We start from the raw sequence: 25,345 nt of genomic DNA, 5'->3' as shown, positions 1-25,345 counted from the left end.
CTTGCGGTTTTGCCTCGTCGTGTTGTGGGGGGGAAGTTGCCCGAATCGACAGGATCTGCAAAAAAGAAGGTGAAGAGCCTATCGCAGTCCGTAATGCGTTCCTGCTGTACGGCTATGCTGGTCTGAGCGATGTAATGTAGAGGTTTTTGATGGGAGTGATATGATGCCGAACAGCCCGGATCAGGGACGCGATGAGGATCGGCATATCGTCGAGGTGGCGAATCACGGTTTGGAACCCGACCTCGATGCAGGGTCCTCCGCTGTCGGGAAGTCCAAGAAACGTCACGCAAGAACGGACGGGTTCACTTCCAAAGACGTTCTGGACCTGCTGGTGTTCATCATCAACCTGGTGCTGGTTTTCACGTTACTGCGTGTGTTCGTTGTCGGAGCCTACCGGATTCCGTCGGGTTCGATGGAGGATACCATCGAGATCGGTGACCGTGTGATTACCAACCGTTTGGCTCCCAAGGTCATGCCGCTCAGGCGCGGCGATGTGGTCGTGTTCAAGGATCCCGCCAATTGGCTCAAATCGACTGACAGCTTCGGCTCGAACGACCTGATTAAACGGTTGATCGGCCTGCCGGGCGATACGGTGGCCTGCAAGGGCAAGGGCAGTCCGGTCACCATCAACGGCGTGGCGATTGACGAGAGCTCATATATACGCAAGGGCACCCAGCCGAGTGATTTCGCCTTCAGCGTCAAAGTGACCGAAGGCAATGTCTTCGTGTTGGGCGACAACCGTGCAAACTCCTCTGACTCCCGCTACCATCCAGATGATGGGAACAACGGCCTGGTCCCGATTTCGCGGGTGCGGGGCGTCGCCTTCCTTACGATCGCGCCGATTAAACATTTTGGCATATTGCATTCGCATCACGATGTGTTCACTGCAATACCCGGGGCGGAACATTCGTGAGTGGTGTGGATGCGCGGAGGATGTGGTACCTCAGGTGAATCGGAAGTTTTCGGCGTCCCAGCGGGATTCCGCGGATCTGGCCGGTCAGAGGAATCGGCTGGATTCCTCCAATCCAATGAGTCCGGCCGGCTTGGCGGGTGCCGCCAACCCTGTCAGGCGGGCGGGTCTGACGGATTCGGCACGTCAAACGAATCCGTCCGACCGCGACCATCGGATGGACGGCGTGAGCGAGCGGAAGCATGCCCGTCGAGTGGCTCATTCCTGGCCGACCCTCGAGCTGGAGGCGCGGATTGCCGCCGATGGCTTCGATCTCGTGGTCGGCTTCGACGAGGTCGGACGTGGCGCGCTCGCCGGGCCGGTCATGGTGGGGGCGGCAGCCCTATGGGCCAAGGATATTCCCGATTTGCAGGTGCCTCAAGGGCTTACTGATTCCAAATTGCTGACCGAGTCCAAGCGCGAGGTCATGTTCGAACCGTTGCGTTCGTGGTGTTGTGCGAGTGCCGTCGGCCAGGCCAGTAACGTGGAAATCGACGATTGGGGCATCTCCTACGCTCTGGGCATTGCGGCGTTGCGGGCCCTCAACGAGCTCGAGCGTGAACTGGGGGTCGGCGTTTCGGCCGTGGACGGCGGCTCGACAGATGATGGACGAATCAGAGTCCCGCATCAGGCTTCAACGGATCCGACCGGTGCCGTTTGCGTCGGTGCGATACTTGACGGGCCCAACGACTATATCACCAAGGCGCTCAATACATTCGAAGCGCCGCAAGTGCCGGTGCCCGCCAATATCACCACGAAAGTCAAGGCGGACCAGAGCTGTGCGCTGGTCTCCGCCGCCTCGGTGATCGCAAAGGTGACGCGTGACCGGTTCATCGTCGGTCTGGCTCAAGGCAACGCGCAGTATGCCCCGTATGGTTGGGTTCGCAATAAAGGCTATGGGTCCGCCGCGCATCGGGCCGCCATTGCGAAGTATGGCCCGACCGCATTGCATCGGCTTTCGTGGCATCTGACGTAAGCCGGTTGTGAGGCCGGTCGGGTGCGATATAGCCGATTGCGACCTGTCGGGTTGCGACCTGTTGCGGCGTGGACTGACGGCGCCTGTTGGAACGGTGGCATTGCGGCGGCGTCCAGAATCCTTCGGTTTCGGTGATGCGCTAGAATTGTGAGCGTTCACTGTCTGACGCATTCGGCTGAGTAGTGGCATGGAGTTGTCGGTTGCCGTCAGGGTGAGCCTGTCGACGGCTTTCAAGTGGCGACAGGAAGGTAGAACGGAAGGCAATGATGGACGACGAGAGTCGATTGGACAAACGCGCCTCGATGTTTGAAGTGGCACAGATGGCCGGGGTCAGTCATCAGACGGTTTCACGTGTCATCAATCATTCTCCGAACGTCTCTGCGTCCACGCGGGCACGAGTGCAGCACGCCATAGACGTACTGCATTATCGACCCAGCAATTCGGCTCGCACATTGGCTTCCCGTCGGTCGCACACCATTGGCCTGATTGCAGGCGGTCAGCATTTTTACGGGCCGGTTTCGGCGATTTCGTCCATCGAGGAAATGGCTCGGCGCCACAATCTTTTTCTTGCGGTGTCCATGGTGCACGAGGCGTTGTGCACGCAAAGCGAGTTCGAGGAGCTCTGCCGCTCGTTCGATGAGCAGAACGTTGATGCCTTCATCTTCATCACGCCGACCGATGTGATGTTCTCTGCGGCCTGCCGGGTGCGGTTCCGTCAGCCGCGAGTCATGATCACTTCGACCCACGGATCCCTGTCAATGGGGCAGGCTGGGCGGATGATGCAGTCCGACGAGCGGCGTCGCACGGCACTGGTTGGTCTCGACCAATGGAACGCGATGGCCGAGGTTGCTCGACTCGTCGCACGATTCGGCCATCATTCGGCGCTCTACTTCACCGGTCCGCTTCAATGGCGAGACGCGGCCACAAGACTGTTGGGATGGCGTAAGGCCGCCGCGGCGCACACCATAGAGTCACGGGAGATTGAGTGCAACTCGTGGGAGTCCTCGGAGGCATATTCCCGGATGAATCACGACCTTGAACGTATCGGCGCCACGGGGGAGAGCAAACCGACGGTCGTCGTCACCGCCAACGACGCCCAGGCGGTGGGCGTGGCTCGCGCGTTGCATGAACATGGGTTGCGCATTCCCCAAGACATCAGCTTGGTCGGTTTTGACGATATGACCGGCATGGATGACCTGTGGCCGCCGCTTTCCACGGTGCGACCCGATTTCGAGGAACTTGGCACGGCGGCGATGCGCGAGACGTTGCGTCTTCTGGGTGGCGACGTGCAGACGGTCTACAGCTCCAACGCTCACGGTGTGGGTCTGATTCCGGCGAGAGTGATCCAACGGCGCTCGCTGGGTCCCGTGCCGCATCTATGATTTCGGGACGGGCTGTGCCTGTGGCAGATTGTGAAGGTTCGCGGATTTAGTCTTCCGTCGCGTCGTTTCGCACGCCGTGCGGCTTCGGGTCTTCTGGTTGTCGCAATGTCGGTTATGTCAGCGAATAGCGTAAAACCGACTTGCCGCCACTGCTGCGTTCCCCTTGATCGGCTCTACTGAAAAACCTTGGGAAGTGATGATTGTTGAATGAGTAATATGTTGATTTATCAACGTTTTATTCTTGTTTCAACGCATTGAGCCGACCGTGTAACAGCGCCGGCCCCGGCTTATGTATTTGCCGGCGATGGCCAGTGCGATCGGATTGGTTGCCGTTCGGGTGGCGGGTACCATAGACAGACATAGGTATTCGATCGTCCTGCATGTCTGGAGCGTATATGTCCATTCCACTGATTCTTGCCTCGCAGTCACCTTCGCGTCGCAATGTGCTTGAAGCGGCCGGCATCAGTCCGGTAATCCGTGTCTCGCGCGTGGATGAGCCGGCCGTAGTGGCTCATGCGGCCGAAGTTCGTGGGGTGGCGCAAAGTGATTTGACGTGCGAGGAGCGCGTTTCTCTGCTTGCCAAAGCCAAGGCAAAGGCGGTCTACCGAGCGTATCGGGCCGTGGCCGATACCGCCGCGGCCGCCAGCGGTGAGCAAGTGACGGCTTATCCGATGAAGGCCGTTGGGGCCGATGCTCAAGACGGGAAAGGACTTTCGCGGCGCGACACCTTTTCCGACAAGTCCGGCAGCGGTTCTCAAGCTTGGGGCGCCAACGCGTTCGGGGGACGGAATTCGACGGCAACGCGTGATTTTTCGTCGTATACGGTACCTGTTAACGTCGAGCCGATTGAGCGCGCCCAGCGCTCTGATCCCGGTTTCGCCGGGTCGGATATCGGTCCGTTCATCATCGGTTGCGATTCGATGTTTTTGTTTGACGGCGTGGCGTTCGGAAAGCCTCACACCCCACAGGTTGCGCGCGAACGGCTGCGTGCGATGCGTGGCAAGTCCGGCGAGCTGTGGACCGGGCACAGTCTGGTCGATTTCGCCAGTGGCAGGGCTTTGAGCGGCGCCAGCTTCGCGAAGGTGACGTTCTCGGATTACTCCGACGACGATATTGAGGCATACGTGGCTTCGGGCGAGCCGCTTGAGGTTGCCGGCTGCTTCACGTTGGAGGGGCTGGGCGGTGCGTTCATCGAAGGCGTCGATGGTGATCCGAGCGGGGTCCTTGGGTTGAGCCTGCCATTGCTGCGGCGCATGGTCGTTGAGATGGGTGCGCGGTGGTCGGATTTGTGGAATGTCGGCCTGGGAGCTGCGGCCGTGGGTAGGATGGCTCCCGGTTCGGCCACTGCCTCCGGTCAAGCTGATTCCGGTAATTCCGGCGCTCGCACCGGTAACGTTGAACCTGACGGTTCCGATGCCAGTGACGGTTCTGACGGTTCGGACATTTCCGACATCTATGGTGATTCCGATTCAGCCGATTCAGGTCGTCCCGGAGACCCTGCTGATGTTTCCGGCGCCGCCGAGCCCGGCTTGTCGGCGCAGTACGACCCGACCTCGGTTGTGCCGCCCAAGAACAATATTCGACAGCCGGGAGACGGCTGGGTCGATTGTGTGTGCGGGCGTCGCCATTGGGGTCTTAACGGAGCGGCCGGCGTTCTGCTGGCGCGCCGGAATGCGGAGAGTGGTGAGATCACCCATATTGTAATGCAACACCGTGCGGCATGGAGCGCGGAGGGCGGCACTTGGGGAGTGCCCGGAGGGGCCCTTGCGACCGGCGAGAACCCGATTGAGGGCGCATTGCGCGAGAGTTGCGAAGAGGCGGGCATCGACCCGGACGATATCGAAGTGGTCGGCACCTATCGCGAGGATCACGGCCCATGGGCCTACACCACTGTTCTCGCCTTTGAAAAGCCCGGCCATCGCGTCGAGCCGAGTGTGGGCGATGACGAGAGCATTGAGATTGAGTGGGTGCCGGTCGGTCAGGTGTCGAATTTGAAACTCCTGACGGCTTTCCGCTCGGATTGGCCACGTTTCGCCAAACGTCTCAAGCAGCTGTCTGCCTCGGCCGACTGATTGGGTTGTTCGGTTTGTTCTGGTTGTTCGGTTTGACCGGGTTGTCTGGATTGACCGCATCGATTAGATAGACCGGATCGACCCATTAATGTGACCGACACAATCGGTCGCCGGCCTTTCGGGCATGGGTAACGCTGTCGCCTCGTACCGTGCCGACGGAAACGATGGGCTATATTCCCGTCGCCCTGTTCAACTGAGGAACGTGGCGATGATGGCGATGACGATGGGGCTGGTGACGGTCGAAAGCAGCACGCCGTCGCGGGCGAAGGTGGTGCCGACGTTATAGCGGGCGGCGTAGTTGTAGACGTTCTGCCCGGCGGGGAGTGCGGCGAGTACGACGCACGCGTACAGCACCTTGCCCCGGAAGCCCATGATAAAGTACGAGATCAGGAATGCGATCAGGGGCATCACCACGTTCTTGAGAATGGTTACGACGATATTGGCCGACCGGTTCGTTTTGTTCTGCAACGGTTTCGTGCCGTGCAGCGACATGCCGAACGCCATGAGGATCATGGGCACCGCCGCCTGGCCAATCATGTAGATCGGGTCGTAGATGAACTTCGGGATCGGGTAATGGCCCGTCATGGATGTGAAGGCCGAGACCGCGATGCCGCCGAGCGACCCGATCAGCAGCGGTTGGTGCAGCGGTTGGGCCAGGATTCGCTTGACGGAAGTCTTGCCGGTGGTCGTCACGTCGAGCGCGGTCAGGGCGATGGGCGTGAAAACGGCCTGCTGCATCACGAGAATGGGCGCCACCAGCGCGGGATTGCCCAGAATGTAAGTGGCGATCGGCAGACCGATGTTGTTGGAGTTGAGATACAGCGAGTTGAGCGCGCCGATGGTGGCGTGGGCTCCGTCCATATGGAAGAGGAGTCGGTTGATGATCAGGAAGAGCAGGCCTACCGCCAAGGCCGAGAAGAACGCGACGACGATGGAGGAGTGGAAGATCTTCGTGATCGGCTCTTTGGACAGGATAGCGAACATGAGGAACGGGTTGGTCACGAAGAAGGCGTACTGGTTGAGCACCATCTGCGCGGTAGACCCGGCCACCCGCAGCCTCGCCGCCACATAGCCCACGCCTATGATGATGCCGATCACCACGAAACCCTGCATTGCACTCAGTAAGCCCATCTGACACCTCTCCCATATTCTCGCGATATGGACGCAATCTGTCTGTATTCCAGCCGGAGCGCAGATTCGACGACCCGTTTCTCGGGACGTCTTTATTGTTCAAGTGTGCCTCGCTGTCTGGAATTTCGTTGAAACCGTTCATGTTCATGGTCGTAGCCGCGATTGTCGGGACGGTTCCGACTTGCGCAGGCCCGCCGTCAAATTGCGGATCCGGATAATCGCATGGCACCGTTTCCGACATGGCGGCGGTGCGAGCCCGGTCGTATGGAACCGCGTCACTGGTGACAGGTTCGCCACGGGGCCCCGCGCATTGATGAAGGACCGTTTGCCGTCGTCATGCCGGCGGGATGTCCGTGGTGTGGCGTGATCGAGATCGTCGAAGATGCGGCATGCGGACGAATGCGGCATGGCGGGCGCGGCCGGGGTACGATGGCGGCATGACTCTTGTGATTGAACCTGGTGCCGAACGCCCGCAGGTGCTGGCCGACCTTTTCGGTGCGTTGATGCGCGTGCATTCCGTCAGCGACGAGGAGAGGGCGATCGCCGATGATGTCGAGGCGTTCCTCAACGCGCAGCCGCATCTGGATGTGCGGCGGATGGGCGACACCGTGGTCGCGTCCACCTCGCTCGGTAGGCCGCAACGCGTGGTGCTCGCCGGTCATCTCGACACGGTGCCGGCGCTTGGCAATTTCCCTCCCCGCTGGCTTGAGCCCGACGATCCGCAGGTTCGTGACGACGTGCGGACCGCGCACCCCGGCGAGCGCGTGATGTTCGGCCGCGGCGCCGTGGACATGAAGGGCAGTGACGCGGTGATGCTCTATCTGGCCGCCACCCTGACCGACCCGAAATACGACCTGACCTTCGTCTTCTACGACCATGAGGAGGTGGCCGCCGAGAAGAACGGCCTGTTCCGTGTCGCCACCGCGCACCCCGACTGGATTCAAGGTGATTTCGCCATCATCGGCGAGCCGACCGACTGCGGCATCGAAGGCGGTTGCAACGGCACCATGCGCTTCGACGTGGTGACCCACGGCATAGCCGCGCATTCGGCCCGCGCGTGGATGGGCGACAACGCGATACATAAGGCGGCCGATGTTCTCAACCGTCTGGCCTCCTACGAGCCGCAGGACGTGGAGGTGGACGGCCTTGTCTATCGCGAGGGCGTCAATGCAACCCTCATCTCCGGTGGCAGCGGCACCAACATCATTCCTGACCAGTGCCGTGTGCACGTCAACTACCGTTTCGCTCCGGACAAGAGCATCGAAGCGGCCAAGACGCTCATGATGGGGTCGGACACGGGCGCCGAGCTCGGCAACGGTGAACACACGGCCACCGGAGGCATGTTCGAGGGCTTCGGTATTGAAATGAAGGACGAATCGCCTTCTGCCCGTCCCGGCATGGACTCGCCGCTGGCGGTGTCACTGGCCAGTCTGGTGCGCGAACGTACGGGGCGGGTGCCGCTGGCGAAGCTGGGTTGGACCGACGTGGCGCGGTTCTCGTCAATTGGCGTTCCCGCGGTGAACCTTGGCGCCGGTTCGCCGCTTCTGGCGCACAAGGCCGACGAACAGTTGCCCGAAGGCGAGTTGGAGCTTCTGGCCGACATTCTCATACGCTGGCTTTCATGACGGCGCCTTCTGCCCGGTTCCTTCGTTCCGGGTTTCGTTTCTTAGGCGCGCTTTCACATCGATATTCGCGAGCCGTTTCGAACAGGGCGGGGAATCTTCAATGCGTCAGGTCTTGTCTTGGTCGTCTGCGGACCGAAGGCGCCTGCCGGATGAAACCATGGTTTGAGGTGCCGAATCCGTGGAGAGGCAGATCGACGGCGTCTTTCGGCCGATTTGACGCTATGTTCACCCATTTGGGGTATACTCGGAGCGGTGGTTCTGCAAATCACCGAACCTTCGATGGCGTCGATCCCCTCGCGTGTTTATCCGCGGGCGTCGGTGTCCGCCTTCGAAGCCAAGGACTTTTTTCGATGTCGTCCACGGACGTAGCAGTCGCGTGGCCGCGGTGAGAGCGCGGTGTGAGGCCGGTGGACGGCCAGAGTGAGCGGTGTGATGCAGCACGCCGTCAAGGAGCATTGTGCCCAGTATGGATCATGACGCAGTCAGTAGTGATGAAATCGCTGACAATAAACAGAACAATGATGCGGAGCACGGCGATGCGGTCGAACAAACACCTCGGCGCAGGCGCGGCGGAAGGCGTGTCGTACGCGGCGCCGGTGCCGCCGGTGCCGCTGTGGCCCTCACCGTCGAGCAGCTCGAGGAGAACGAAGAACGGAGTGTCGGCGCAGCCAGTGTCGGCAAGGCCGGTGCTGAGGGACGCGCCGAACGTGGCTCGACTGCCCGTGGTGTCCGCCAGGCGCGCACTGCTCGTCAGAACGTTAGGGAAAGCGACGGTTCTGAATCCGTCGAATCTGCTGAATCCTCTGATTTTCCCGAGGATTCCAAGACCACAGGCAGCGAAGGACGTGGGACTTCCCGCCCGCGCCGTTCAACCACCGCACGCAGAGCGCGTTCCGGTGCCGCGGCGGACGATGAAGCCGACGCCGATTCGCGGTCGTCTCGGCGGTCAGCACGCAAGCCGCGGTCGTCACGTCGTGCCGATGCCACCGATGATGAGTCTGGCGCGTCGAACACGACCCGTCGCACTAGGGCGAACCGTGCTGAGAACGTGGACGCTTCGGTCGAGACTCGTCGTGGGCGCGCGGCTCGTGACGAGGACGACCAAAGCGTGGCTTCGTCGGCCTCGCGCCGTAGGCGTCCATCCCGCGACGACCAAGGCATTCCTGAGGAACCGGATGTCCACGGCTCCGGACGTGATGATGAGCGGTCGATACGCCCGATGACTTCGTTGCTTTTCCGCGAGCCGGTGTTGCCTGAACTCGATGAGGTGCGCGAAGCCGGCCGTGGCCGTTCGCGCCGCGCGTACGACGATTCCGACGAGTTCGGCGATCTGACCGATTTCATGGATGAACAGCCCCGTGGCCGTCGTGGCAGGTCCCGCCGTCTGAACGCCGAAGAACGTGGGGCGGCCGATGAGGTGGAACGCATCGAGGAGGACCTTGAGTCCGACGATATTACGTATCTGCCGATTGACGATGACCGTGATGGCGAGGATGACGGTGGCGCCGACAATCGTGAGCGTGGAGGACGCCGTCGCAAGAGCGTCGTCGAAGACGGGGACGACGAGGCCCCGCGCCCGCGTTCACGCCGTCGCCGTCGCAAGAACGTCGACCGCGACGGTGCCGATGAAGGTGGCGAACGCGACGACGAACAGGGTTCCGACATCATACGTGTGAGCGGTTCGCGTTCCCGCGTCGACCGTGACGACGCTGAGGACGAGGAGGAGACACGGGGCACGCGTCGTCGCCGTCGTGAGCGAGGGAAGCGTCGCGAATCCGAGCGTGACCGCACTGACGAGCGAGACGAGCGCAACGATGCCGAGGCTGAGACGACCACACGCCGTCGCCGCCGTACGGCCAAGGGCGATTCCGGTGATTCCCGCCAATCCGCACGCCGTTCACGCAAACAGCAGTACATCGATGAGATCACCGATATCGAGGGCTCCACCCGTCTTGAGGCCAAGAAGCAACGCCGTCGTGACAACCGCCGTGAGCGCAGCCACCGCAGCCAGATCATGGAGCAGGACTTCCTTGCCCGTCGCGAGAACGTCGACCGTCTTATGGTGGTGCGTGAACGTGGACAGCATATTCAAGTCTCGGTGATCGAAGACGACGTGCTCGTGGAGCACTATGTCTCGGATATCGAGGAGGTCGCCACAGTCGGCAACATCTATCTTGGCCGTGTGCAGAATGTGTTGCCGAGCATGGAGGCCGCATTCGTGGACATCGGCCAGGCCCGCAACGGCGTGTTGTATGCGGGTGAGGTCAACTGGGACGCGGCCCGACTCGAGGGTCAGCCACGTCTGATTGAGTCCGCCTTCAAATCCGGGGATCCGGTGCTGGTGCAGGTCACCAAGGACCCCATCGGCCACAAGGGCGCTCGCTTGACCTCCCAGGTCACGCTCGCCGGCCGTTTCCTGGTGCTTGTGCCTTCCGGAGGCATGACCGGCGTCAGCCGCAAGCTGCCCGAGCGGGAGCGCACGCGCCTTAAGTCCATCGTCGCCAGGATCGCCCCCAAGGAGATGGGCGTGATCATTCGCACCGCCGCCGAGGGCGCAAGCGAGGAGGCCCTGCAAAGGGATTTGGAGTCGCTTGAGCGTCAGTGGGAGAGGATCGAGGAGAAGCGCAAGCTGTATCACAATGGCAAGCGCGCGAAACTCCTTCAGGGCGAGCCCGACGTCGCCATCCGTGTGGTGCGCGACATCTTCAACGACGACTTCTCCAAAATGGTCGTCGAAGGTGACAATGTGTACTCGCACATTGAGGAATACCTCGACACCATGGCCCCCGATCTCCGGGACAAGCTCGTCAAATGGGATCCGGCCGAACACGAAGGCAAGGATGTGTTCGACAAGTGGCAGATCGATTCCCAGCTGCGCAAGGGCATGGAGCGTCAGGTCTACCTGCCTTCCGGCGGCTCCATCGTCATCGACCGCACCGAAGCCATGACCACTGTCGACGTGAACACGGGAAGGTTCATCGGCAGGGGCAAGTCACTTGAGGAGACGGTGACGCGTTGCAATCTTGAGGCTGCCGAGGAGATTGCCCGTCAGTTGCGCCTGCGTGACATCGGTGGCATGATTATGATCGATTTCGTCGATATGGTGCTGCCGGCAAATCGCGACCTCGTGCTGCGCAGGCTTGTGGAGTGCCTGGCTCGTGACCGTACAAAGCATCAGGTGGCCGAGGTTACTTCGCTTGGTCTGGTTCAGATGACGCGCAAACGCATCGGCCAGGGGCTGGTGGAAGCGTTCAGTGAGGAGTGTCCGACCTGTAAGGGTCGAGGGTTCATCCTGCATGACGAACCGACCGTCTCATCGGATTACGCGGATCCGTACGCCGTCAAAGGCGGAGACCCCTTCGTGCACACCAACAAGCATGGTCACGGCACGACGCCGGAAGTGCAGGCCCCAACGGGGTCAAGTGCGGCGGTCAAGGCTAAACTTGCGCAGATCGCGGCCGCTGCTGCGGCGGCCAGCGACGAGGGTGAGGCAGAGGTCATGCAAGACGGTGAGCCGGAGTCTGTTTCAGGTTCGGATGCCAAAGCGGAAGCCGATCAAGGAAACTGAGATATGTAGCACAACATGAAATATGGTGATCGACGGAGTATAGGCATCCTGGAATCGCGGATTTCCAAGGTTTCGAGTCTTGCTTACTCCGTCGTTGCATGGACCGGCCCGCACATACCGATGAAACTCGGTTGCGTCAAGTATGGGGGTTGGTGTAGATTTGGATTTCGGTGTCTGGCCGAAAGGTTGCGGGGAACCGTGGCACGCCGGGCAAGGTAGCTTGTAAAAACAGCAAGGAACGATTATGTACGCGATTGTGAAGGCCGGTGGCCATCAGGAAAAGGTTGAGGTCGGTGACGTCATGTTCGTCAACCGTCTCGATGCCAAGGAAGGGCAGACCGTGAAGTTCCCGGTTGCGCTCGTGGTCGACGGCGCGAAGGTGACCATCGGTGCCAAGGATCTGGCGAAGGTCTCGGTCAAGGCCGAGGTCGTTGATGCTCAGGCCAAGGGTCCTAAGATCAACATTCAGAAGTTCAAGAACAAGACCGGCGTGGCACGTCGCAAGGGTCATCGCCAGCCGCTCACCAAGCTCAAGGTCACGGCGATCGCCTGACATCGGGCTCGCTGAGCACCAGCGATAGAAACGTTGTAAGGACTGAAAGGACACTAAGATGGCACATAAGAAGGGTGCATCCGCTTCGCGTAACGGTCGCGATTCATCGCCTCAATATCTCGGCGTTAAGAAGTTCGGCGGCGAGTCCGTCGTTGCCGGCAACATCATCGTGCGCCAGCGCGGCACCAAGTTCCACGCCGGCCAGAACGTCGGCACCGGCAAGGATCACACGCTCTTTGCGCTTGCTGACGGCAACGTGAAGTTCGGCGTGCGCCGCGACCGCAAGGTCGTGGACGTGGTTTCCGCCGAGTAGTTTTCAAAGCGTCGTCAGGACGCTGTAGGCAAGCGTTGTAGCAAATCGGATGTTTTAGTCCGAGAACGTATCAAAGGTCGTACCCGCCATTGCGGGCGCGGCCTTTTGCCGTCATAGTGGCTTTTGTAATGTTATCGTGCATTGATATCAATAGTAGTAGCGGCGGACGGGTATAAGCACCCACCGGTAAGGTAAGGGATATGGCAGATTTTGTAGATAGGGTGACCGTCCACGTCAAGGGCGGCGACGGCGGCAATGGTTCGGCTGGTGTCAAGCGCGAGAAGTACAAGCCGCTCGCGGGCCCGAACGGCGGTGACGGCGGTGACGGCGGCTCCGTCATCTTTGTGGCGAGCGCGAATGCGAACAATCTTCTTGACTATCGCTTCGTGCCGCACCGTCGCGCCGAAAACGGCACGATGGGTCTGGGAGACACCAAAGACGGCTCAAAAGGTGCGGATGTGGTGCTGCCGGTGCCGCCGGGAACCATGATTTTCGAAGCCAAAGGTGCCGTTGGCGAGACGAAGCACGCCGGCAGGCTCCTTGCTGACCTTCGCGTCGAGGGCGATCGATACGTCGCGGCCGCGGGCGGCATGGGAGGGCTCGGCAACGCAGCGTTGGCGAACAAGACGCGCCGTGCCCCCGGTTTTGCGCTGCTAGGCGATCCCGGAGAAGAGCGTGACGTTATTCTCGAACTCAAGTCCATCGCGGACGTCGCGCTGGTCGGCTTCCCTTCGGCGGGCAAGTCGAGTCTGATTGCGGCGATGAGTGCGGCCAAGCCGAAAATCGCGGACTACCCATTCACGACGCTCGTACCCAACCTGGGCGTCGTGCAGATGGCCGAATACCGTTACACGATTGCCGACGTGCCGGGCCTGATTCCCGGAGCCTCCGAAGGCAAGGGGCTGGGGCTTGAGTTCTTGCGCCATATCGAGCGCACTGAGATCATCGCGCACGTCATAGATTGCGCGACCTTCGAGCAGGGTCGCGATCCGATGTCGGATTACGAGGCATTGGAACGGGAGCTGGCGCTATATGCGAGCAAACTTTCACTGCCAATTGGCGCGATTCCCATCCCGGAGCGTCCTCGTATCGTCATCCTCAACAAGGCGGACGTGCCGGAGGCCAAGGAACTTGCGGAATTCGTACGTCCCGAGTTCGAGAAGATGGGACTGAAGACCTTCGTCGTCTCCACCGCTTCACATGAAGGCTTGAAGGAACTTGGCTTTGAGCTGGGACGAATGGTCACCGAACTGCGTGCCAAGCTCGCCGAGGAAGAACGTGAACGCCAGGCTGCGCGAGTGGTCATCAAGCCTTTGGAGGACAAGGTGCGCAGACGTCGTCGTTCCGACGATGAAAACGGCAGCTCGCTTGACTTTACCGTCACCAAGGGCACCAGCAAGCGTGGGGATGTGTGGTTCACCGTTCGGGGTGCCAAGCCGGAGCGTTGGGTGCGGCAGACGAACTTCGATAATGACGAGGCCGTGGGATACCTGGCCGACCGTTTGGCCAAACTTGGCGTGGAGGACGAGCTGCGCGGCAAGGGGGCCCGTCCCGGCGACGAGGTGCGCATCGGAACCGGCAAGAACGAGGTCGCGTTCGATTGGGATCCGACCATCGTCGCCGGCGCTGAAATGCTTGACGGCGCACAGCTGGGCGCACGCGGCACCGATCTGCGTCTCGACGAGCATGACGACACGCGCGCCCACCGTCGCACCAATGCCGAGCGTCGCCGTCAGTACCATGAGATGATGGACGCGAAGACGGCCGTACGTGAGGCGATGCGCAAGGAGCGCAGTGTTGGACATTGGGCTGATCCAAGCGTGGATGACGACCGGCACGACGAGCAGGCGATTCTTGGCGGGCACGCCGACGATGACGACGCGGCCGACGAAGCGTGACGGGCTTGGTGAACGGCGGTGGAAAGGTAATATATGGCGGAATCATCGAATGTGGCGACAACCGTGAAACCGACCAACCACTGGTGTGAATCGGAGGTGCGGCAGGCGGTCAACCGTGCCCAGACCGTGGTGGTGAAGGTCGGATCGAGTTCACTGACCAGGCCTTCGGGGCATCTTGATTCCGCCAAAGTCGATGCAATCGTGAGTTCTTTGGCTCGGATCGTCGGCGGGGACAGGCGCGTCGTGTTGGTTTCGTCCGGCGCTATCGCCGCAGGGTTCGGACCGCTCGGCCTCGATGAGCGCCCTGAGGACGTCGTGACTCAGCAGGCTGCGGCCTCTGTCGGCCAGGGTCTGTTGATGCAACGTTATGAGACCGCCTTCACGGTGGAAGGTGTCCGTGTCGGCCAGATTCTGCTCACGGTGGACGATACTCGTCGTGCGTCACGATACCGCAACGTCCGTCGTACATTGGGGCGGTTGCTTGATTTGGGTGTAGTGCCGGTGGTCAATGAGAATGACGCGCTGGCCACCAACGAGTTGCGGTTTGGCGATAACGACCGGCTTTCGGCGCTCGTGGCGAATATCGTGCGCGCGGACGCCCTGGTGCTGCTCACCGACGTGGACGGTCTCTACGACGTTCCTCCCACGTATCCAAACGCGAAACGTATCGCATTCGTTTCGGATGTATCCAATGAGGATGCTCTGCAAGTCACCGTGGGTGACAGTGGTTCGAAGGTGGGCACCGGCGGCATGGTCACCAAGCTGGAAGCGGCGCGTGTGGCCGCGTCTTCCGGCATCCCCGTGGTGCTTACCGATGCCGCGCATCTGGGTGATGCACTCGAAGGAAAGGCTACGGGCACCGCATTCGCTCCGGTGTCCCATCGCGACACGTCGCGCCGCCTGTGGATCGGCTTCGCGGCGGCTCCGCGCGGCAGGCTCACGGCTGATGCAGGTGCGGCCAAAGCGGTGTTGGGCGGGCGGGCGAGTCTACTGGCGGCCGGGGTCATCGCCGTCGATGGCGATTTTTCCGCAGGCGATCCGGTGTGGATCGATGACGAGTCCGGCAATCACATCGCCAAGGGGCTCGCGGCTTACGATTCGGAGGAAATGCCGGCCATGCTTGGCCGCAGCACTACGGCGCTCAAGCGCCTGCTTGATCCGGAGTACGCACATCCCCTGGTTCACCGCGATAACCTCGTTTTGCTTTGATTGTTGGCCGGGTTCGCTGTCTACGCACCGGAATCCGTGTCATACCAACGGTATGTTCCATATGTGGTCATGGAACGTTGCAATATTAAGCCTTGGGTTCGCGATCAAGGCATTTGACGCAATTGTCGACAACATAACGACTCGGTACTTGAAAAATCAGTACTTGAAAAACGTAAGGAATTTTTCGGAAGTAAGGCGTACTGTTGGCAATATGGGAATGGCATCATGGCAGACATTGAGCGAACGCGTGAACCGAGTGGCGCCGAGCGCCACTTTGGCCGTTGACTCCAAAGCCAAGGCAATGAAGGCGGCCGGCGTTGACGTGATAGGCTTCGGCGCGGGCGAGCCGAATTTCCCGACCCCGGATTACATCGTCGAGGCCGCTGTCAAGGCCTGCCGCGACCCGAAGAACCACCGCTACACCCCCACCCCCGGTCTGCCTGCGCTGCGCCAGGCCATCGCCGACAAGACCCTTCGCGATTCAGGATATGCTGTCACCCCGGACCGGGTGGTGGTCACCAACGGCGGCAAGCAGGCTGTCTATGAGGCTCTGCAGACGCTGATCGATCCCGGCGATGAGGTCATCATCCCCGCACCCTATTGGACCACCTACCCGGAGGCGGTGAGGCTTGCCGGCGGCAAGCCGGTTTTCGTCTTTGCCGGATCGGAACAGGGGTTTGAACCGACCGTTGAAGCGATTGAGGCGGTGCGAACCCCCCGCACCAAGGCGATCGTTGTCAATTCCCCATCCAACCCGACCGGGGCTGTGTGGAGCAGAGAAACCATTCGTGCGATTGGTCGGTGGGCCGTTGAACACCATGTATGGGTGCTCAGTGACGAGATTTACGAACATCTGTCCTACGACGGCATGCGCACGGTCTATATTGGCGCCGAGGTGCCCGAGGTGCGCGATCAGCTCATCGTGCTCAACGGTGTGGCCAAAACCTATGCGATGACGGGCTGGCGCGTGGGTTGGATCGTGGCGCCGACGCCCGTGGCCGAGGCCGTCACCAAGCTGCAGGGTCACCTCAGTTCCAATGTGGCGGATGTCAGTCAGCAGGCCGCACTCGCGGCTGTCGAAGGGTCGCTGGACGCGGTCGATATGATGCGCGCCGCGTTCGATGGGCGTCGTCGCGCCATCGTCGCGGCGTTGAACGAGGTGACCGGCGTGACCTGCTCCGCTCCGCACGGCGCGTTCTACGCCTTCCCTGAGGTGACGGCGCTGCTGGGCAGGCCCTTGGGACCCGACGGTTCGGTCGTCCGGACCTCTTCCGAACTGGCTTCACTGTTGCTTGACCAGGCTCATGTGGCCGCTGTGCCGGGTGAGGCGTTCGGCGCACCCGGTTACTTGCGTTTCTCGTATGCTTTGGCCGACGACGACCTCGCTGAGGGCGTGCGTCGATTCAAACAATGGGTCGGCTGATCGCTGCAATCAGCCGTTCCGCTGTTTCTCCAGAGGCTTGACTTCTGACGGCGGTTTTTCGTCGCTCTCTGTTTGAAGCCAGTTGAGATTCCTTTGTTTTCTACCGCTCCCGGCTGAGCTGGCATCAAAGCCGATGATCACATGATTTGCCTTTCGACACTTGGGAGTGGACGGTTCGTGTTTTATGCGCTAGGATGGTGCATCGGCGGTTTTGTCGTCAGGTCTCGTGCTCCGAGTATCGTAGACAGAGTTCACCTAGGGAAGTGGCGCAATTGGTAGCGCAACGGTCTCCAAAACCGTAGGTTGTGGGTTCGAGTCCCGCCTTCCCTGCCAAGTAATGACAAACCAGACGAAGGACAGATATGGCGAAGGCAAACGAGTCTGAAAAGAGCGTCAAGCCGAACGTGTTCATGCGTATCGGTTTGTTCATCAAGCAGATTATTGACGAGATGCGCAAGGTCGTGGCGCCTACCGGCAAGGAGTGGGCTGGCTGGTCCGTTGCGGTGTTCATCTTCGTGGTGCTGCTCATGGTGGTCGTCACGGCGATGGATTTTGGCCTCGGCCAACTTGCATTGAGGATTTTCGGCTGATACGTAGCTACGAACGAATATAAGGTGTGAACGGCATGGAAGATGAAGTGAATCTTGAAGGTCTCGACGGCTTGCCGGATTTGCCGAATGATGGTGAATCGGCGCAGGCTGACGTTGTCGCGTCCAATGATGCAACTCTTGCGGCTTCAGATGATGACGATTTGAATATCGCCGTACCTGAAGCCGGTGAGGGCGGTCTGGCTTCTGCCATCGCCGATAATTCGGCCGAGAACGGTTCTTCCGCGTCCGACGCGGCGACTTCCGAAGGTGACGATCCCAGCAATGCCGAAGCCTCCGATTCCGCTGATTCGACACCAGGAGAGGCTGATTCCGATGACGTTGGCGCCAAGGCGGTGCGTGAGTTTTCAAAGAGCCTGCGTGGTTTGGAGGGTAAGTGGTATGTGCTTCACACCTACTCCGGCTATGAAAAGCGCGTGAAGACAAACGTCGAGTCTCGTGTGCAGAACTTTGGCCTCGAAGATAAGATCTTCCAGATTGAGGTTCCGCTCGAAGAGGTTGAGAAGCACACAGACAAAGGCAAGAAGGTTCTTACCCGTGTGCGAGTGCCCGGATATGTGCTCATCCGCATGTGGCCGGACGAGAACGCACGTCGCATCGTCCGCGAGACGGAAGGCGTAACCGGTTTCGTCGGCCCGAACCGGGAGCCCGCGCCGCTTACCCGCAAGGAAGTCGTCGATATGATGGCTCCTATGATCGCTTCACAGGCGCTGAAAGAGGCCGGTGACAAGCCTGCGGCCGCCAAAAAGCGTACCGTTGAGGTTTCCTACAAGGTCGGCGATCAGGTTACCGTTAGCGAAGGCCCATTCGCCACTATGGCGGGCGCCATCTCCGACGTGGAGCCGACTACGCAAAAGCTCACCGTTCTGGTTTCGATTTTCGGTCGAGATACGCCGGTCGAGCTGGGCTTCAACCAGGTCGAGAAGGTCGTCTGACCTGTCGCATCTGTTTTTTAGGCGCCGCGGTTTCTGATTCTGGAAGCTGCGGCGTTTGTGTTGGTGCCCTGTTACGGCACTTTTTCAAAATACATAAGGGTTGGCGATGGCCGCAGTTCTTTCAATTGATGCCAAGTGCCTTTAGACTATCGGATTTTCGAATTTCGTCTTATTGATTCAATTCAACAGACAAGGATGGCTGACATTCTTGGTCGTGCCTTGGATATCAATTGGATGAGTTGAAGGAGAGCTCCGGCGCACCTTGTCCCGCACGGTTGGAATAATGGTAAGGCTTGTGTCTGGAGGGGAGACCCGCTTACACAGCGTAAGCAATATCGGTTGCGGGAGGAGACCACGCGGCTTCGGCTGCGGGGCGACCGTAAGAACCGCACGGAGAAAAAGGAGCCAATAATATGGCTAAAAGCAAGAAGGTCGCCTCGGTGGTCAAGGTGACGTGCGAGGCTGGCAAGGCCAACCCCGCCCCGCCGCTGGGTCCTGCGCTCGGCTCTCATGGCGTCAACATCATGGAGTTCTGCAAGGCCTACAACGACGCCACCAAGGACAAGATGGGGCAGATTATTCCTGCCATCATCACCGTCTATGAAGATCGTAGCTTCGACTTCATTCTTAAGACCCCGCCCGCCTCGTCGCTGCTGCTTAAGGCTGCCGGCATTCAGAAGGGCACCGACAACCCGTTGACCCACAAGGTCGGCTCGGTCACTTCGGCCCAGGTTCGTGAAATCGCTGAGACCAAGATGGCCGATCTTTCCGCGCGTGACATTGAGGCTGGCATGAAGATCATCGCCGGCACCGCGCGTTCTATGGGCATCACGGTCGAAGGCTGAGGGGAGCGAAGCAATGACGAAGCATTCCAAGAAGTATCGCGAAGCGTCCGAGAAGGTCGATCGCAGCAACCTGTACACTGTTTCCGAGGCCGTGGCCCTGCTCAAAAGCATGCCTGAGCGTGGTTTCGACGAGACCATCGAAGCCGTGTATCGCCTGGGTGTTGATCCCCGTAAGGCCGATCAGCTTGTGCGTGGCACCGTGAACCTGCCCAATGGCACCGGTAAGACCGCCAGGGTCCTCGTCTTCGCGCGCGGCCCCAAGGCAACCGAAGCCACAGAAGCCGGTGCCGACCTGGTCGGTGACGACGACATGGTGGCCAAGGTGCAAGGTGGTTTCCTTGACTTCGATGCCGTGGTGGCAACACCGGACATGATGGGCAAGGTCGGTCGTTTGGGTCGTGTGCTCGGCCCCCGTGGCCTCATGCCGAACCCCAAGACCGGCACCGTGACCATGGATGTGGCCAAGGCCGTGGCCGACATCAAGGGCGGCAAGATCGAGTTCCGCGTCGACAAGGACGGCAACCTGTCCTTCCTCGTCGGCAAGCGGTCCTTCGACGACAAGGCACTGGTCGAGAACTTCCAGGCCGTCGCTGACGAGATCAAGCGTCTGCGTCCTTCCACGGTGAAGGGTCGCTACATGCTCAAGGCCACTCTCACCTCGACAATGGGTCCCGGCGTTCCGCTGGATATCTCGCTGCTTTCCTGAGTGGTTGAATTGAGTGAAGTCATGTGAATGACTGTTCATAGACAGGCGCCGCATCTCTGGCATTTCGGGTGGTTTCATCCGATGATTGCTGAAGATGCGGCGCCTTGTTGTACGGGAGTGTGAGAACGACGACGTTCATCGCTATATGATGTGAATGCATGGCGTGTCTACATGGAACGACCGTATGGCAAGGTTGCCGTCTAAACGGTCGTTTGCCTCCTTCCCTCCGCATCCCGGATGCGACCCAAGGCGATGGCCGTGCGCAATACATACGCATCCCTTGGGTCTCCGGCATCCCAGCCGGTGGCTTCAGTGGCTCGTTTGATTCGATACCGCACGGTGTTGGGATGCACGTTGAGTTCCCGGCCGGTCTGATCAAGCGAGCCGCCGCACGTCAGGAACGTTTCGACGGTTTCGAGCGTGGGGTCGCTGCCGGTGCCGAGGCTCTGATAGACGTTGTGATAGAGCTCGTCGATGGCATCTTCGTCGCCGATCAGTGCCCGTTCAGGCAGCAGGTCGTCCGCTCGTATGGGGCGGCTCCGTACGTGTACGGCCGGCATGGCGCAAAACGTCGTGAGCGTGGCATGAATGGTGCATGCCGCCCCGATCACATTGCGTCGCAACGGTCCCAGACACACCGGTTGGCCGCTCTCGAAAGCCGGCATTACGGCGGTGCAGGTCACCTCTGGCGTAGCAGCGCTTTCGGCGGTTATCAGCGCGACCGTCAACCCGCTTTTATCGCGGCCCACCAGGCAGTGCCTGCCTCCCAGATCCTGCACGCTGCGACGGATGGTTCTCGCGGCGATGTCGGCGTCGACTTTGGGCACGCCCGCGATCGCGAAGCAATTGAACGTGTCGGGCCATCCGATGACGTGCAACAGCGAAACGACTCGCTTGTCGGTCAGTCCGTCGGACAGACTTTCAAAGGTGATGTCCTCGATCGTCTTGAGATTCACAGGATGATCGGCATCGTCGGCTTTGAAGACGTCGGTTGTGGATGTGGCGGTCTTGGACGCGCCTGGTCTGTGGACACCGCCTTCCACAAGGCCGAGAAAGTCGGGGTCGTCGCGTCTGCTCATGCTTCCACCTTAGCCGTAATGGCGGATGCCATGCTCTGCGATGGGCCATTGTCCACCCTCGCGGGGCTTTCGAGCCAGAACGTGAGGCAGACGAATCCGAAAACGAAAATCAGAGGCAGCATATGACGTTCAAAATTGTTGGCGGGCGAAGTAATCATCACACCCATCAGAAGCAACAGAGGCATATGGGTCGCCAGGGTGCGCCAGCGCCGTAGCACCACTTCTGCCGCGCCCAGGAGCAGTGTGGCAATGACATAGGTGTTGCCGTGAATCAGCCAACCCACCACCTTCATGTGACTGAGCTGCTTGGTCCGGTCGGTTACCGAATTACGCCAGGCGGGCAGCCAGTCGCGTATCGCAACCGTCAGTGCCTTGATCTGATCGCTATTGACGTAATATGTCATGTCGGTATAAGGGGGATCCTGAATGTCGAAATAACCGTAGCTTTTCGCCAGCAGTGCATCGAGCGCGATGCGCGGATTTGCTTTGATGATCTCAAACCAGGCTTTGTTGAAGTGTTTCATATCGGCGCCGGTGACGGTGCGCCACTTGTAGCTGACGCGCTTGGACTGGATGCCCGAGGATTTCACGGGGTCTGCGTCCTGCTGGAAGTACGCCTCCGCCATCTGATCGAGGTTGAAAATCGGGGCGAGTTCCCGCCGTGCGCTTTCAGGAATCGAATCGGGGTCAAGTTTCGCGATACGTGCGATTTGTTGAAGTTGTGCGCCGTGACTTTCGATGGGGTCGCCCCCGATGATCACGCCGCTGCGAATTGCCAATGCCAGCCCTCCGTGAATCAAGATGGCCGGCACGATCAGGCCGATCAGGTAGGTCATGAAACGGTGCCGGTCGGTTATGAAGGCAAGCAGCGCCATAAGAACAATAATGTACCAGGCGTATTTCGCTGAAATGAGCATCACGCACGTCGATATGATCAGCGCCGCAAAACTCTTACGGGGCAAGGATTCACGTCTTGTCTCCTTGAGTTCGTAGCCGACGCCGAACCACCATGCGAATGCGAATGCGAACAGCGGCGATTTTGTCAGACTGATCGTTGCGAACAATACGGGTGGGCATGTCAGAAGAAAAGCCATAATCAGGAATCGCGGCCACGGGCCGATGGCCTTGCGGGCGAGTTGTGACCGCTCCTGCGTGATTCGGCCTGTATGGCTGTTTTGTTCGGTTTGCCCGGTCCGGCTGTTCATCCAAGGCCGATTGAAGAAGCGGTTGGCGGTAGCCGAAATGCAGAATACCGCGAAAAGGAACTGACTTGCGCTCAGCACCGCGATCCCCAGGTCATTGGCTCCCGTCAGATACCGTGATGCCGCTCCTGTGGCCCCGTATAGTAATGTCAGCACAAAGTTGTGCTGATCGGTCAGGTAGGTGGGGTGCGCTGGCCACAGATAGTGCGCGGTGGGGTAGATGTCCATCGGAACGAACGCGAAAAACCCGATGTACGGCTGTTCGAGCCCCGTCGCCTGATTCCACGCCCAGCTGAATTCGCGAAACTGACTGCGCATGTCCGCTCCGAACGCGGATACGAGGGTGACCGGCACCCATAGCCAGCCGATCAAAAGCACCAGCGCCAGTCTGCGCCAGCTGGACGTGCAGGCCAGCACGGCACGTTGGCTGATTCGGGAGGTTTTGGCATATCCGTGGCGCAGTTTGCGTGCCATCCGTGCACGGCGAGAGGCGTTTGTGTCTTGTTCCGTGGTTGTCGGCCGTTGCCCGAACCGACTGCGCCGCCTGTCTCGCCAGCGCCGCAAGGGTTGCGGTATAAGCCGTTGCCCGCTTCCAAGCCGTGCAAGCGCAATGATGATGGCCAAATAAGATATGAACGCCACGATGAACAGCGCGGCATTGATCGGTCCGAAGGCCGCGATGGTGGCGGCGTCGGGGTTGATCTGATTCGTGGTCGTGTTGAGGAACTGCCGATACAGCGGCCCCAGTGAGGTGCACAGTGCAAGCCATAGGCACGCCGCCGTCACGAGCGCCCAACGCAGTGTGCTCCCAATGCTGCTCATCCAGTAGCGTGCGCTGTTTCCGGCCTTGCGACTGGTTGTTTCTGCACCGGCGTCGTCTCTGGGGCGCTCCTCGACCCCGTTGGTGTTTCGGGGCTGATTCATCATGGTCGCTGCCGAGGGTTCGCGAGGAGACTCGCCGTCGCTGTCCGCCACGGTTCGGCCGATATGCGGTGAGGTCTCGTCGTCTGCCTCGTCTCCGCGTGCGGACGCTTCGCCTGTACTTGGCGATGGGTCGTGGTTGATCGTGGGAGTCATGGTTTCGATTCTATCGTTGCCAGTCAACCGGTCGCGGACTGCTTCCGTCAAGCAAATCCGCGCATGGTCATGTTGAGCTGCTTGGCGTGAGGGATACGACGTTGCCGAGTCCGTAAGGCCCTGAATCGCACGGGTTCCCGTTTGAGTCGGCTGGGGGGGGGGCTGGGGTTGTATGAGGTTCCATGAAGTTGTGTGGAGTTGCATCGGGTTGACTGAGCAAGGCCGTGGTTTCCGGTTCGGTTGGCGAAGGTCTGCTGAGTCTGCTCAAGTTGCTGCGCGTGTCCGTCCAGAGTGCAGTGCGTTTTGTGCGGAGCGTTCGGCGAATGCTAAAGTCTGCAACATGGATATGATCAAGGACAAGGACGTGCAAACGGCCGGTCTGCGCCAATCACTGACCGAGGTGGTCGCGCAGTATCGCGCCTTTGCCGCAAAGGTCGGGGCGGTAACACCTGCTCTGCCTAGGACCGGTCAGGCGGCCGACGAGGTCATCGCGCTCGCGGGGATCGATTCCACGAACGTTCTGGCACGGCGTCTGTTGACGACCGGCGAGCTGCGGGTCGTGGATGAATCCGGATCGGCGCGAATGGTCGCGATATGTGCCGACGCGCAGACGAAGGGTCATGGTCGTCTCGGTCGCAAGTGGGCCGACAAGGCCGGTGGGGCGTCGTTCCTTGTCACCTTTGTCACTGCCTTGCCCGAGCGTCTCGTGACGAACACGCAATACAATGGCTGGTTCACGATCACCGCTGGTCTCGCCGCGCTGGATGCCTTGAATGGCGCGCTGAGCGAGTGCGCCGCCAAGCCGCTCGCCGGTGACGGCGACTCGGATGTAAGCGGCCTTCTTACGCTCAAGTGGCCCAACGACATCTTCTATGACGGTCACAAGCTCGGTGGCATCCTCGCCGAATTGGTCGAGCTGCCCGAAGGCGCAAACGCAATGGCTTTGCAAAATCGTCAACTATCGCAGCCGGTTTCGATTGAGCCTGCTGTCGGCGTGATGTTCGGCATAGGCATCAACCTCGGCCTGCCAGTCGAGATGCTGCCTACCCCCATCTCCACATCGTTGCAGCTGCTCTACGCCCCGCTGCCCGATGCGGCACGCGTGCGCGACATGGTCGCCTCGCGCTTGGTCGCCTCGCTGCGCAAGCGCTTGGTCGCCTTTGCCGCCGCCCCGAAGGCCGAACTGCCTCGTCTGCTCGACGAAACCCGTGCGAACTGCTGGACGCTGGGCCGCAGGGTCGAAGCGAAGTTCACTGATGGCTCGACCTTGACCGGAAAGGCTGTCGAGCTCAACTCTGACGCTTCTCTAACGGTCGAGGATGAGCTGACCGGCGCTCGCCACGTCGTGAAAACCGCCGACGTCGGAGTTCTGGCCTAAGAATCCTTGTTGCGGGCAGATTGGCGACAGTCGTTCGAGCTGCTCGGGAACCTGTTCCCGCTGTAATTTCAGCCGCGGCCTTATCCGCGGAAGTGGCGTGAATTTGTCCGGTTCCGAGGTAATGGATGGTTCAGCGACGCCGCGCTCGGCGGCGCAGTCCGAAATCGGTGGCGAAAGCGCACGCCAACGTCACGGCCCCTGCGAAGGAGAGCTTGAATGCGCTCTGACGGGGGTCGCCTCCGGTGCGGACTGCGGCTATGTGTGCGCATCGTCACAATTTGCCAAAAGCATTGCCGCTATGATTCGAGCGTCGTATTTGGTATGGTGTTGAGTAGTTGCGACGGAGGTGAGAATCGTTCTGTTCTGCGGCAAAGTGTTGCTGATGCGAATCGTGCCCATTGCTTTGTCGGCGGTCG

General features: G+C 60.3%; 19 protein-coding genes and 1 tRNA gene. 17 read left to right on the top strand and 3 right to left on the bottom strand.

Annotated elements, in window-relative coordinates; translation table 11 throughout:
- The first annotated feature begins 160 nt into the window (after positions 1–160).
- The 4 genes from lepB (at position 161) to BBOH_RS06335 (ending at position 5,379) form a co-directional block, all read left to right on the top strand.
- A complete protein-coding gene (lepB, locus tag BBOH_RS06350) occupies positions 161–913 on the top strand; it encodes a signal peptidase I (protein ID WP_143242375.1) in 753 nt (250 codons plus the stop codon).
- A 214-nt stretch (positions 914–1,127) separates the two neighbouring features.
- Positions 1,128–1,925, top strand: coding sequence for a ribonuclease HII (locus tag BBOH_RS06345; protein ID WP_044098268.1), 798 nt, complete (start codon positions 1,128–1,130; stop codon positions 1,923–1,925).
- Positions 1,926–2,227: 302 nt separating this feature from the next.
- Positions 2,228–3,307 carry a LacI family DNA-binding transcriptional regulator gene (locus BBOH_RS06340; RefSeq protein ID WP_081930407.1) on the top strand — a complete coding sequence of 360 codons (1,080 nt, stop codon included), beginning with the start codon at positions 2,228–2,230 and terminating at the stop codon, positions 3,305–3,307.
- Between the two features lie 395 nt (positions 3,308–3,702).
- A complete protein-coding gene (locus BBOH_RS06335; RefSeq protein ID WP_033522371.1) occupies positions 3,703–5,379 on the top strand; it encodes a Maf family protein in 1,677 nt (558 codons plus the stop codon).
- A 189-nt stretch (positions 5,380–5,568) separates the two neighbouring features.
- On the opposite strand, the gene BBOH_RS06330 is transcribed toward BBOH_RS06335, so the two are convergent.
- Positions 5,569–6,510: an AEC family transporter gene (locus tag BBOH_RS06330; protein ID WP_033522373.1), complete on the bottom strand. Its 942-nt coding sequence runs from the start codon at positions 6,508–6,510 to the stop codon at positions 5,569–5,571.
- Positions 6,511–6,947: 437 nt separating this feature from the next.
- On the opposite strand from BBOH_RS06330, the gene dapE reads away from it, so the two are divergent.
- The 12 genes from dapE to rplA all read left to right on the top strand — a co-directional run bounded on the left by dapE (position 6,948) and on the right by rplA (position 20,193).
- A complete protein-coding gene (gene dapE / locus BBOH_RS06325) occupies positions 6,948–8,135 on the top strand; it encodes a succinyl-diaminopimelate desuccinylase (RefSeq protein WP_033522418.1) in 1,188 nt (395 codons plus the stop codon).
- A gap of 466 nt (positions 8,136–8,601) precedes the next feature.
- A complete protein-coding gene (locus BBOH_RS06320) occupies positions 8,602–11,703 on the top strand; it encodes an Rne/Rng family ribonuclease (RefSeq protein WP_044098245.1) in 3,102 nt (1,033 codons plus the stop codon).
- Between the two features lie 244 nt (positions 11,704–11,947).
- Entirely contained in the window at positions 11,948–12,256 is a 309-nt protein-coding gene (gene rplU / locus BBOH_RS06315; protein ID WP_033522375.1) for a 50S ribosomal protein L21, read from the top strand.
- Between the two features lie 58 nt (positions 12,257–12,314).
- The gene (gene rpmA, locus BBOH_RS06310) at positions 12,315–12,569 is read left to right on the top strand and encodes a 50S ribosomal protein L27 (protein ID WP_033522377.1); all 255 of its coding nucleotides are present in this window, start codon (positions 12,315–12,317) and stop codon (positions 12,567–12,569) included.
- 200 nt (positions 12,570–12,769) lie between these two features.
- Complete coding sequence (obgE, locus tag BBOH_RS06305) at positions 12,770–14,467, top strand: GTPase ObgE (RefSeq protein WP_033522379.1); 1,698 nt, start codon at positions 12,770–12,772, stop codon at positions 14,465–14,467.
- 33 nt (positions 14,468–14,500) lie between these two features.
- The gene (gene proB, locus BBOH_RS06300) at positions 14,501–15,676 is read left to right on the top strand and encodes a glutamate 5-kinase (protein WP_044098244.1); all 1,176 of its coding nucleotides are present in this window, start codon (positions 14,501–14,503) and stop codon (positions 15,674–15,676) included.
- 217 nt (positions 15,677–15,893) lie between these two features.
- Complete coding sequence (locus tag BBOH_RS06295; RefSeq protein WP_033522423.1) at positions 15,894–17,099, top strand: pyridoxal phosphate-dependent aminotransferase; 1,206 nt, start codon at positions 15,894–15,896, stop codon at positions 17,097–17,099.
- A gap of 257 nt (positions 17,100–17,356) precedes the next feature.
- A tRNA-Trp gene (locus tag BBOH_RS06290) sits at positions 17,357–17,432 on the top strand.
- Positions 17,433–17,461: 29 nt separating this feature from the next.
- On the top strand, positions 17,462–17,689 hold the full coding sequence (secE, locus tag BBOH_RS06285) for a preprotein translocase subunit SecE (protein WP_033522381.1): 228 nt from the start codon (positions 17,462–17,464) through the stop codon (positions 17,687–17,689).
- 35 nt (positions 17,690–17,724) lie between these two features.
- Positions 17,725–18,642, top strand: a complete 918-nt coding sequence (gene nusG / locus BBOH_RS06280; protein ID WP_033522425.1) for a transcription termination/antitermination protein NusG — start codon at positions 17,725–17,727, stop codon at positions 18,640–18,642.
- Between the two features lie 413 nt (positions 18,643–19,055).
- Positions 19,056–19,487: a 50S ribosomal protein L11 gene (gene rplK, locus BBOH_RS06275; protein WP_033522383.1), complete on the top strand. Its 432-nt coding sequence runs from the start codon at positions 19,056–19,058 to the stop codon at positions 19,485–19,487.
- Positions 19,488–19,500: 13 nt separating this feature from the next.
- A complete protein-coding gene (gene rplA / locus BBOH_RS06270) occupies positions 19,501–20,193 on the top strand; it encodes a 50S ribosomal protein L1 (protein WP_033522385.1) in 693 nt (230 codons plus the stop codon).
- A 200-nt stretch (positions 20,194–20,393) separates the two neighbouring features.
- On the opposite strand, the gene BBOH_RS06265 is transcribed toward rplA, so the two are convergent.
- Positions 20,394–21,272, bottom strand: a complete 879-nt coding sequence (locus BBOH_RS06265) for a helix-turn-helix domain-containing protein (protein WP_081930385.1) — start codon at positions 21,270–21,272, stop codon at positions 20,394–20,396.
- The gene (locus BBOH_RS06260) at positions 21,269–23,296 is read right to left on the bottom strand and encodes a DUF6020 family protein (RefSeq protein WP_044098266.1); all 2,028 of its coding nucleotides are present in this window, start codon (positions 23,294–23,296) and stop codon (positions 21,269–21,271) included. The genes BBOH_RS06265 and BBOH_RS06260 overlap by 4 nt, the downstream gene beginning before the upstream one ends.
- Before the next feature lie 595 nt (positions 23,297–23,891).
- On the opposite strand from BBOH_RS06260, the gene BBOH_RS06255 reads away from it, so the two are divergent.
- Positions 23,892–24,929 (top strand): biotin--[acetyl-CoA-carboxylase] ligase, encoded by a 1,038-nt coding sequence (locus BBOH_RS06255; protein ID WP_237743170.1) that lies wholly within the window; start codon positions 23,892–23,894, stop codon positions 24,927–24,929.
- Positions 24,930–25,345 lie beyond the last annotated feature (416 nt).

It is taken from the genome of Bifidobacterium bohemicum DSM 22767, from assembly GCF_000741525.1.
Classification (GTDB): domain Bacteria; phylum Actinomycetota; class Actinomycetes; order Actinomycetales; family Bifidobacteriaceae; genus Bifidobacterium; species Bifidobacterium bohemicum.
Note: the sequence above shows the minus strand (reverse complement) of the source record. Positions and strands in the feature narration are given on the sequence as shown.

What these genes read in the sequence shown, in the direction of transcription:
- secE (WP_033522381.1), top strand. Translation starts at nt 17,462, where the DNA reads ATGGCGAAGGCAAACGAGTCTGAAAAGAGCGTCAAGCCGAACGTGTTC.
- BBOH_RS06340 (WP_081930407.1), top strand. Translation starts at nt 2,228, where the DNA reads ATGTTTGAAGTGGCACAGATGGCCGGGGTCAGTCATCAGACGGTTTCA.
- lepB (WP_143242375.1), top strand. Translation starts at nt 161, where the DNA reads ATGATGCCGAACAGCCCGGATCAGGGACGCGATGAGGATCGGCATATC.
- BBOH_RS06260 (WP_044098266.1), bottom strand. Translation starts at nt 23,296, where the DNA reads ATGAGCAGCATTGGGAGCACACTGCGTTGGGCGCTCGTGACGGCGGCG.
- BBOH_RS06345 (WP_044098268.1), top strand. Translation starts at nt 1,128, where the DNA reads ATGGACGGCGTGAGCGAGCGGAAGCATGCCCGTCGAGTGGCTCATTCC.
- rplU (WP_033522375.1), top strand. Translation starts at nt 11,948, where the DNA reads ATGTACGCGATTGTGAAGGCCGGTGGCCATCAGGAAAAGGTTGAGGTC.
- BBOH_RS06330 (WP_033522373.1), bottom strand. Translation starts at nt 6,510, where the DNA reads ATGGGCTTACTGAGTGCAATGCAGGGTTTCGTGGTGATCGGCATCATC.
- rpmA (WP_033522377.1), top strand. Translation starts at nt 12,315, where the DNA reads ATGGCACATAAGAAGGGTGCATCCGCTTCGCGTAACGGTCGCGATTCA.
- BBOH_RS06320 (WP_044098245.1), top strand. Translation starts at nt 8,602, where the DNA reads ATGGATCATGACGCAGTCAGTAGTGATGAAATCGCTGACAATAAACAG.
- BBOH_RS06295 (WP_033522423.1), top strand. Translation starts at nt 15,894, where the DNA reads ATGGCATCATGGCAGACATTGAGCGAACGCGTGAACCGAGTGGCGCCG.
- BBOH_RS06265 (WP_081930385.1), bottom strand. Translation starts at nt 21,272, where the DNA reads ATGAGCAGACGCGACGACCCCGACTTTCTCGGCCTTGTGGAAGGCGGT.
- rplK (WP_033522383.1), top strand. Translation starts at nt 19,056, where the DNA reads ATGGCTAAAAGCAAGAAGGTCGCCTCGGTGGTCAAGGTGACGTGCGAG.
- proB (WP_044098244.1), top strand. Translation starts at nt 14,501, where the DNA reads ATGGCGGAATCATCGAATGTGGCGACAACCGTGAAACCGACCAACCAC.
- nusG (WP_033522425.1), top strand. Translation starts at nt 17,725, where the DNA reads ATGGAAGATGAAGTGAATCTTGAAGGTCTCGACGGCTTGCCGGATTTG.
- rplA (WP_033522385.1), top strand. Translation starts at nt 19,501, where the DNA reads ATGACGAAGCATTCCAAGAAGTATCGCGAAGCGTCCGAGAAGGTCGAT.
- dapE (WP_033522418.1), top strand. Translation starts at nt 6,948, where the DNA reads ATGACTCTTGTGATTGAACCTGGTGCCGAACGCCCGCAGGTGCTGGCC.
- obgE (WP_033522379.1), top strand. Translation starts at nt 12,770, where the DNA reads ATGGCAGATTTTGTAGATAGGGTGACCGTCCACGTCAAGGGCGGCGAC.
- BBOH_RS06335 (WP_033522371.1), top strand. Translation starts at nt 3,703, where the DNA reads ATGTCCATTCCACTGATTCTTGCCTCGCAGTCACCTTCGCGTCGCAAT.
- BBOH_RS06255 (WP_237743170.1), top strand. Translation starts at nt 23,892, where the DNA reads ATGGATATGATCAAGGACAAGGACGTGCAAACGGCCGGTCTGCGCCAA.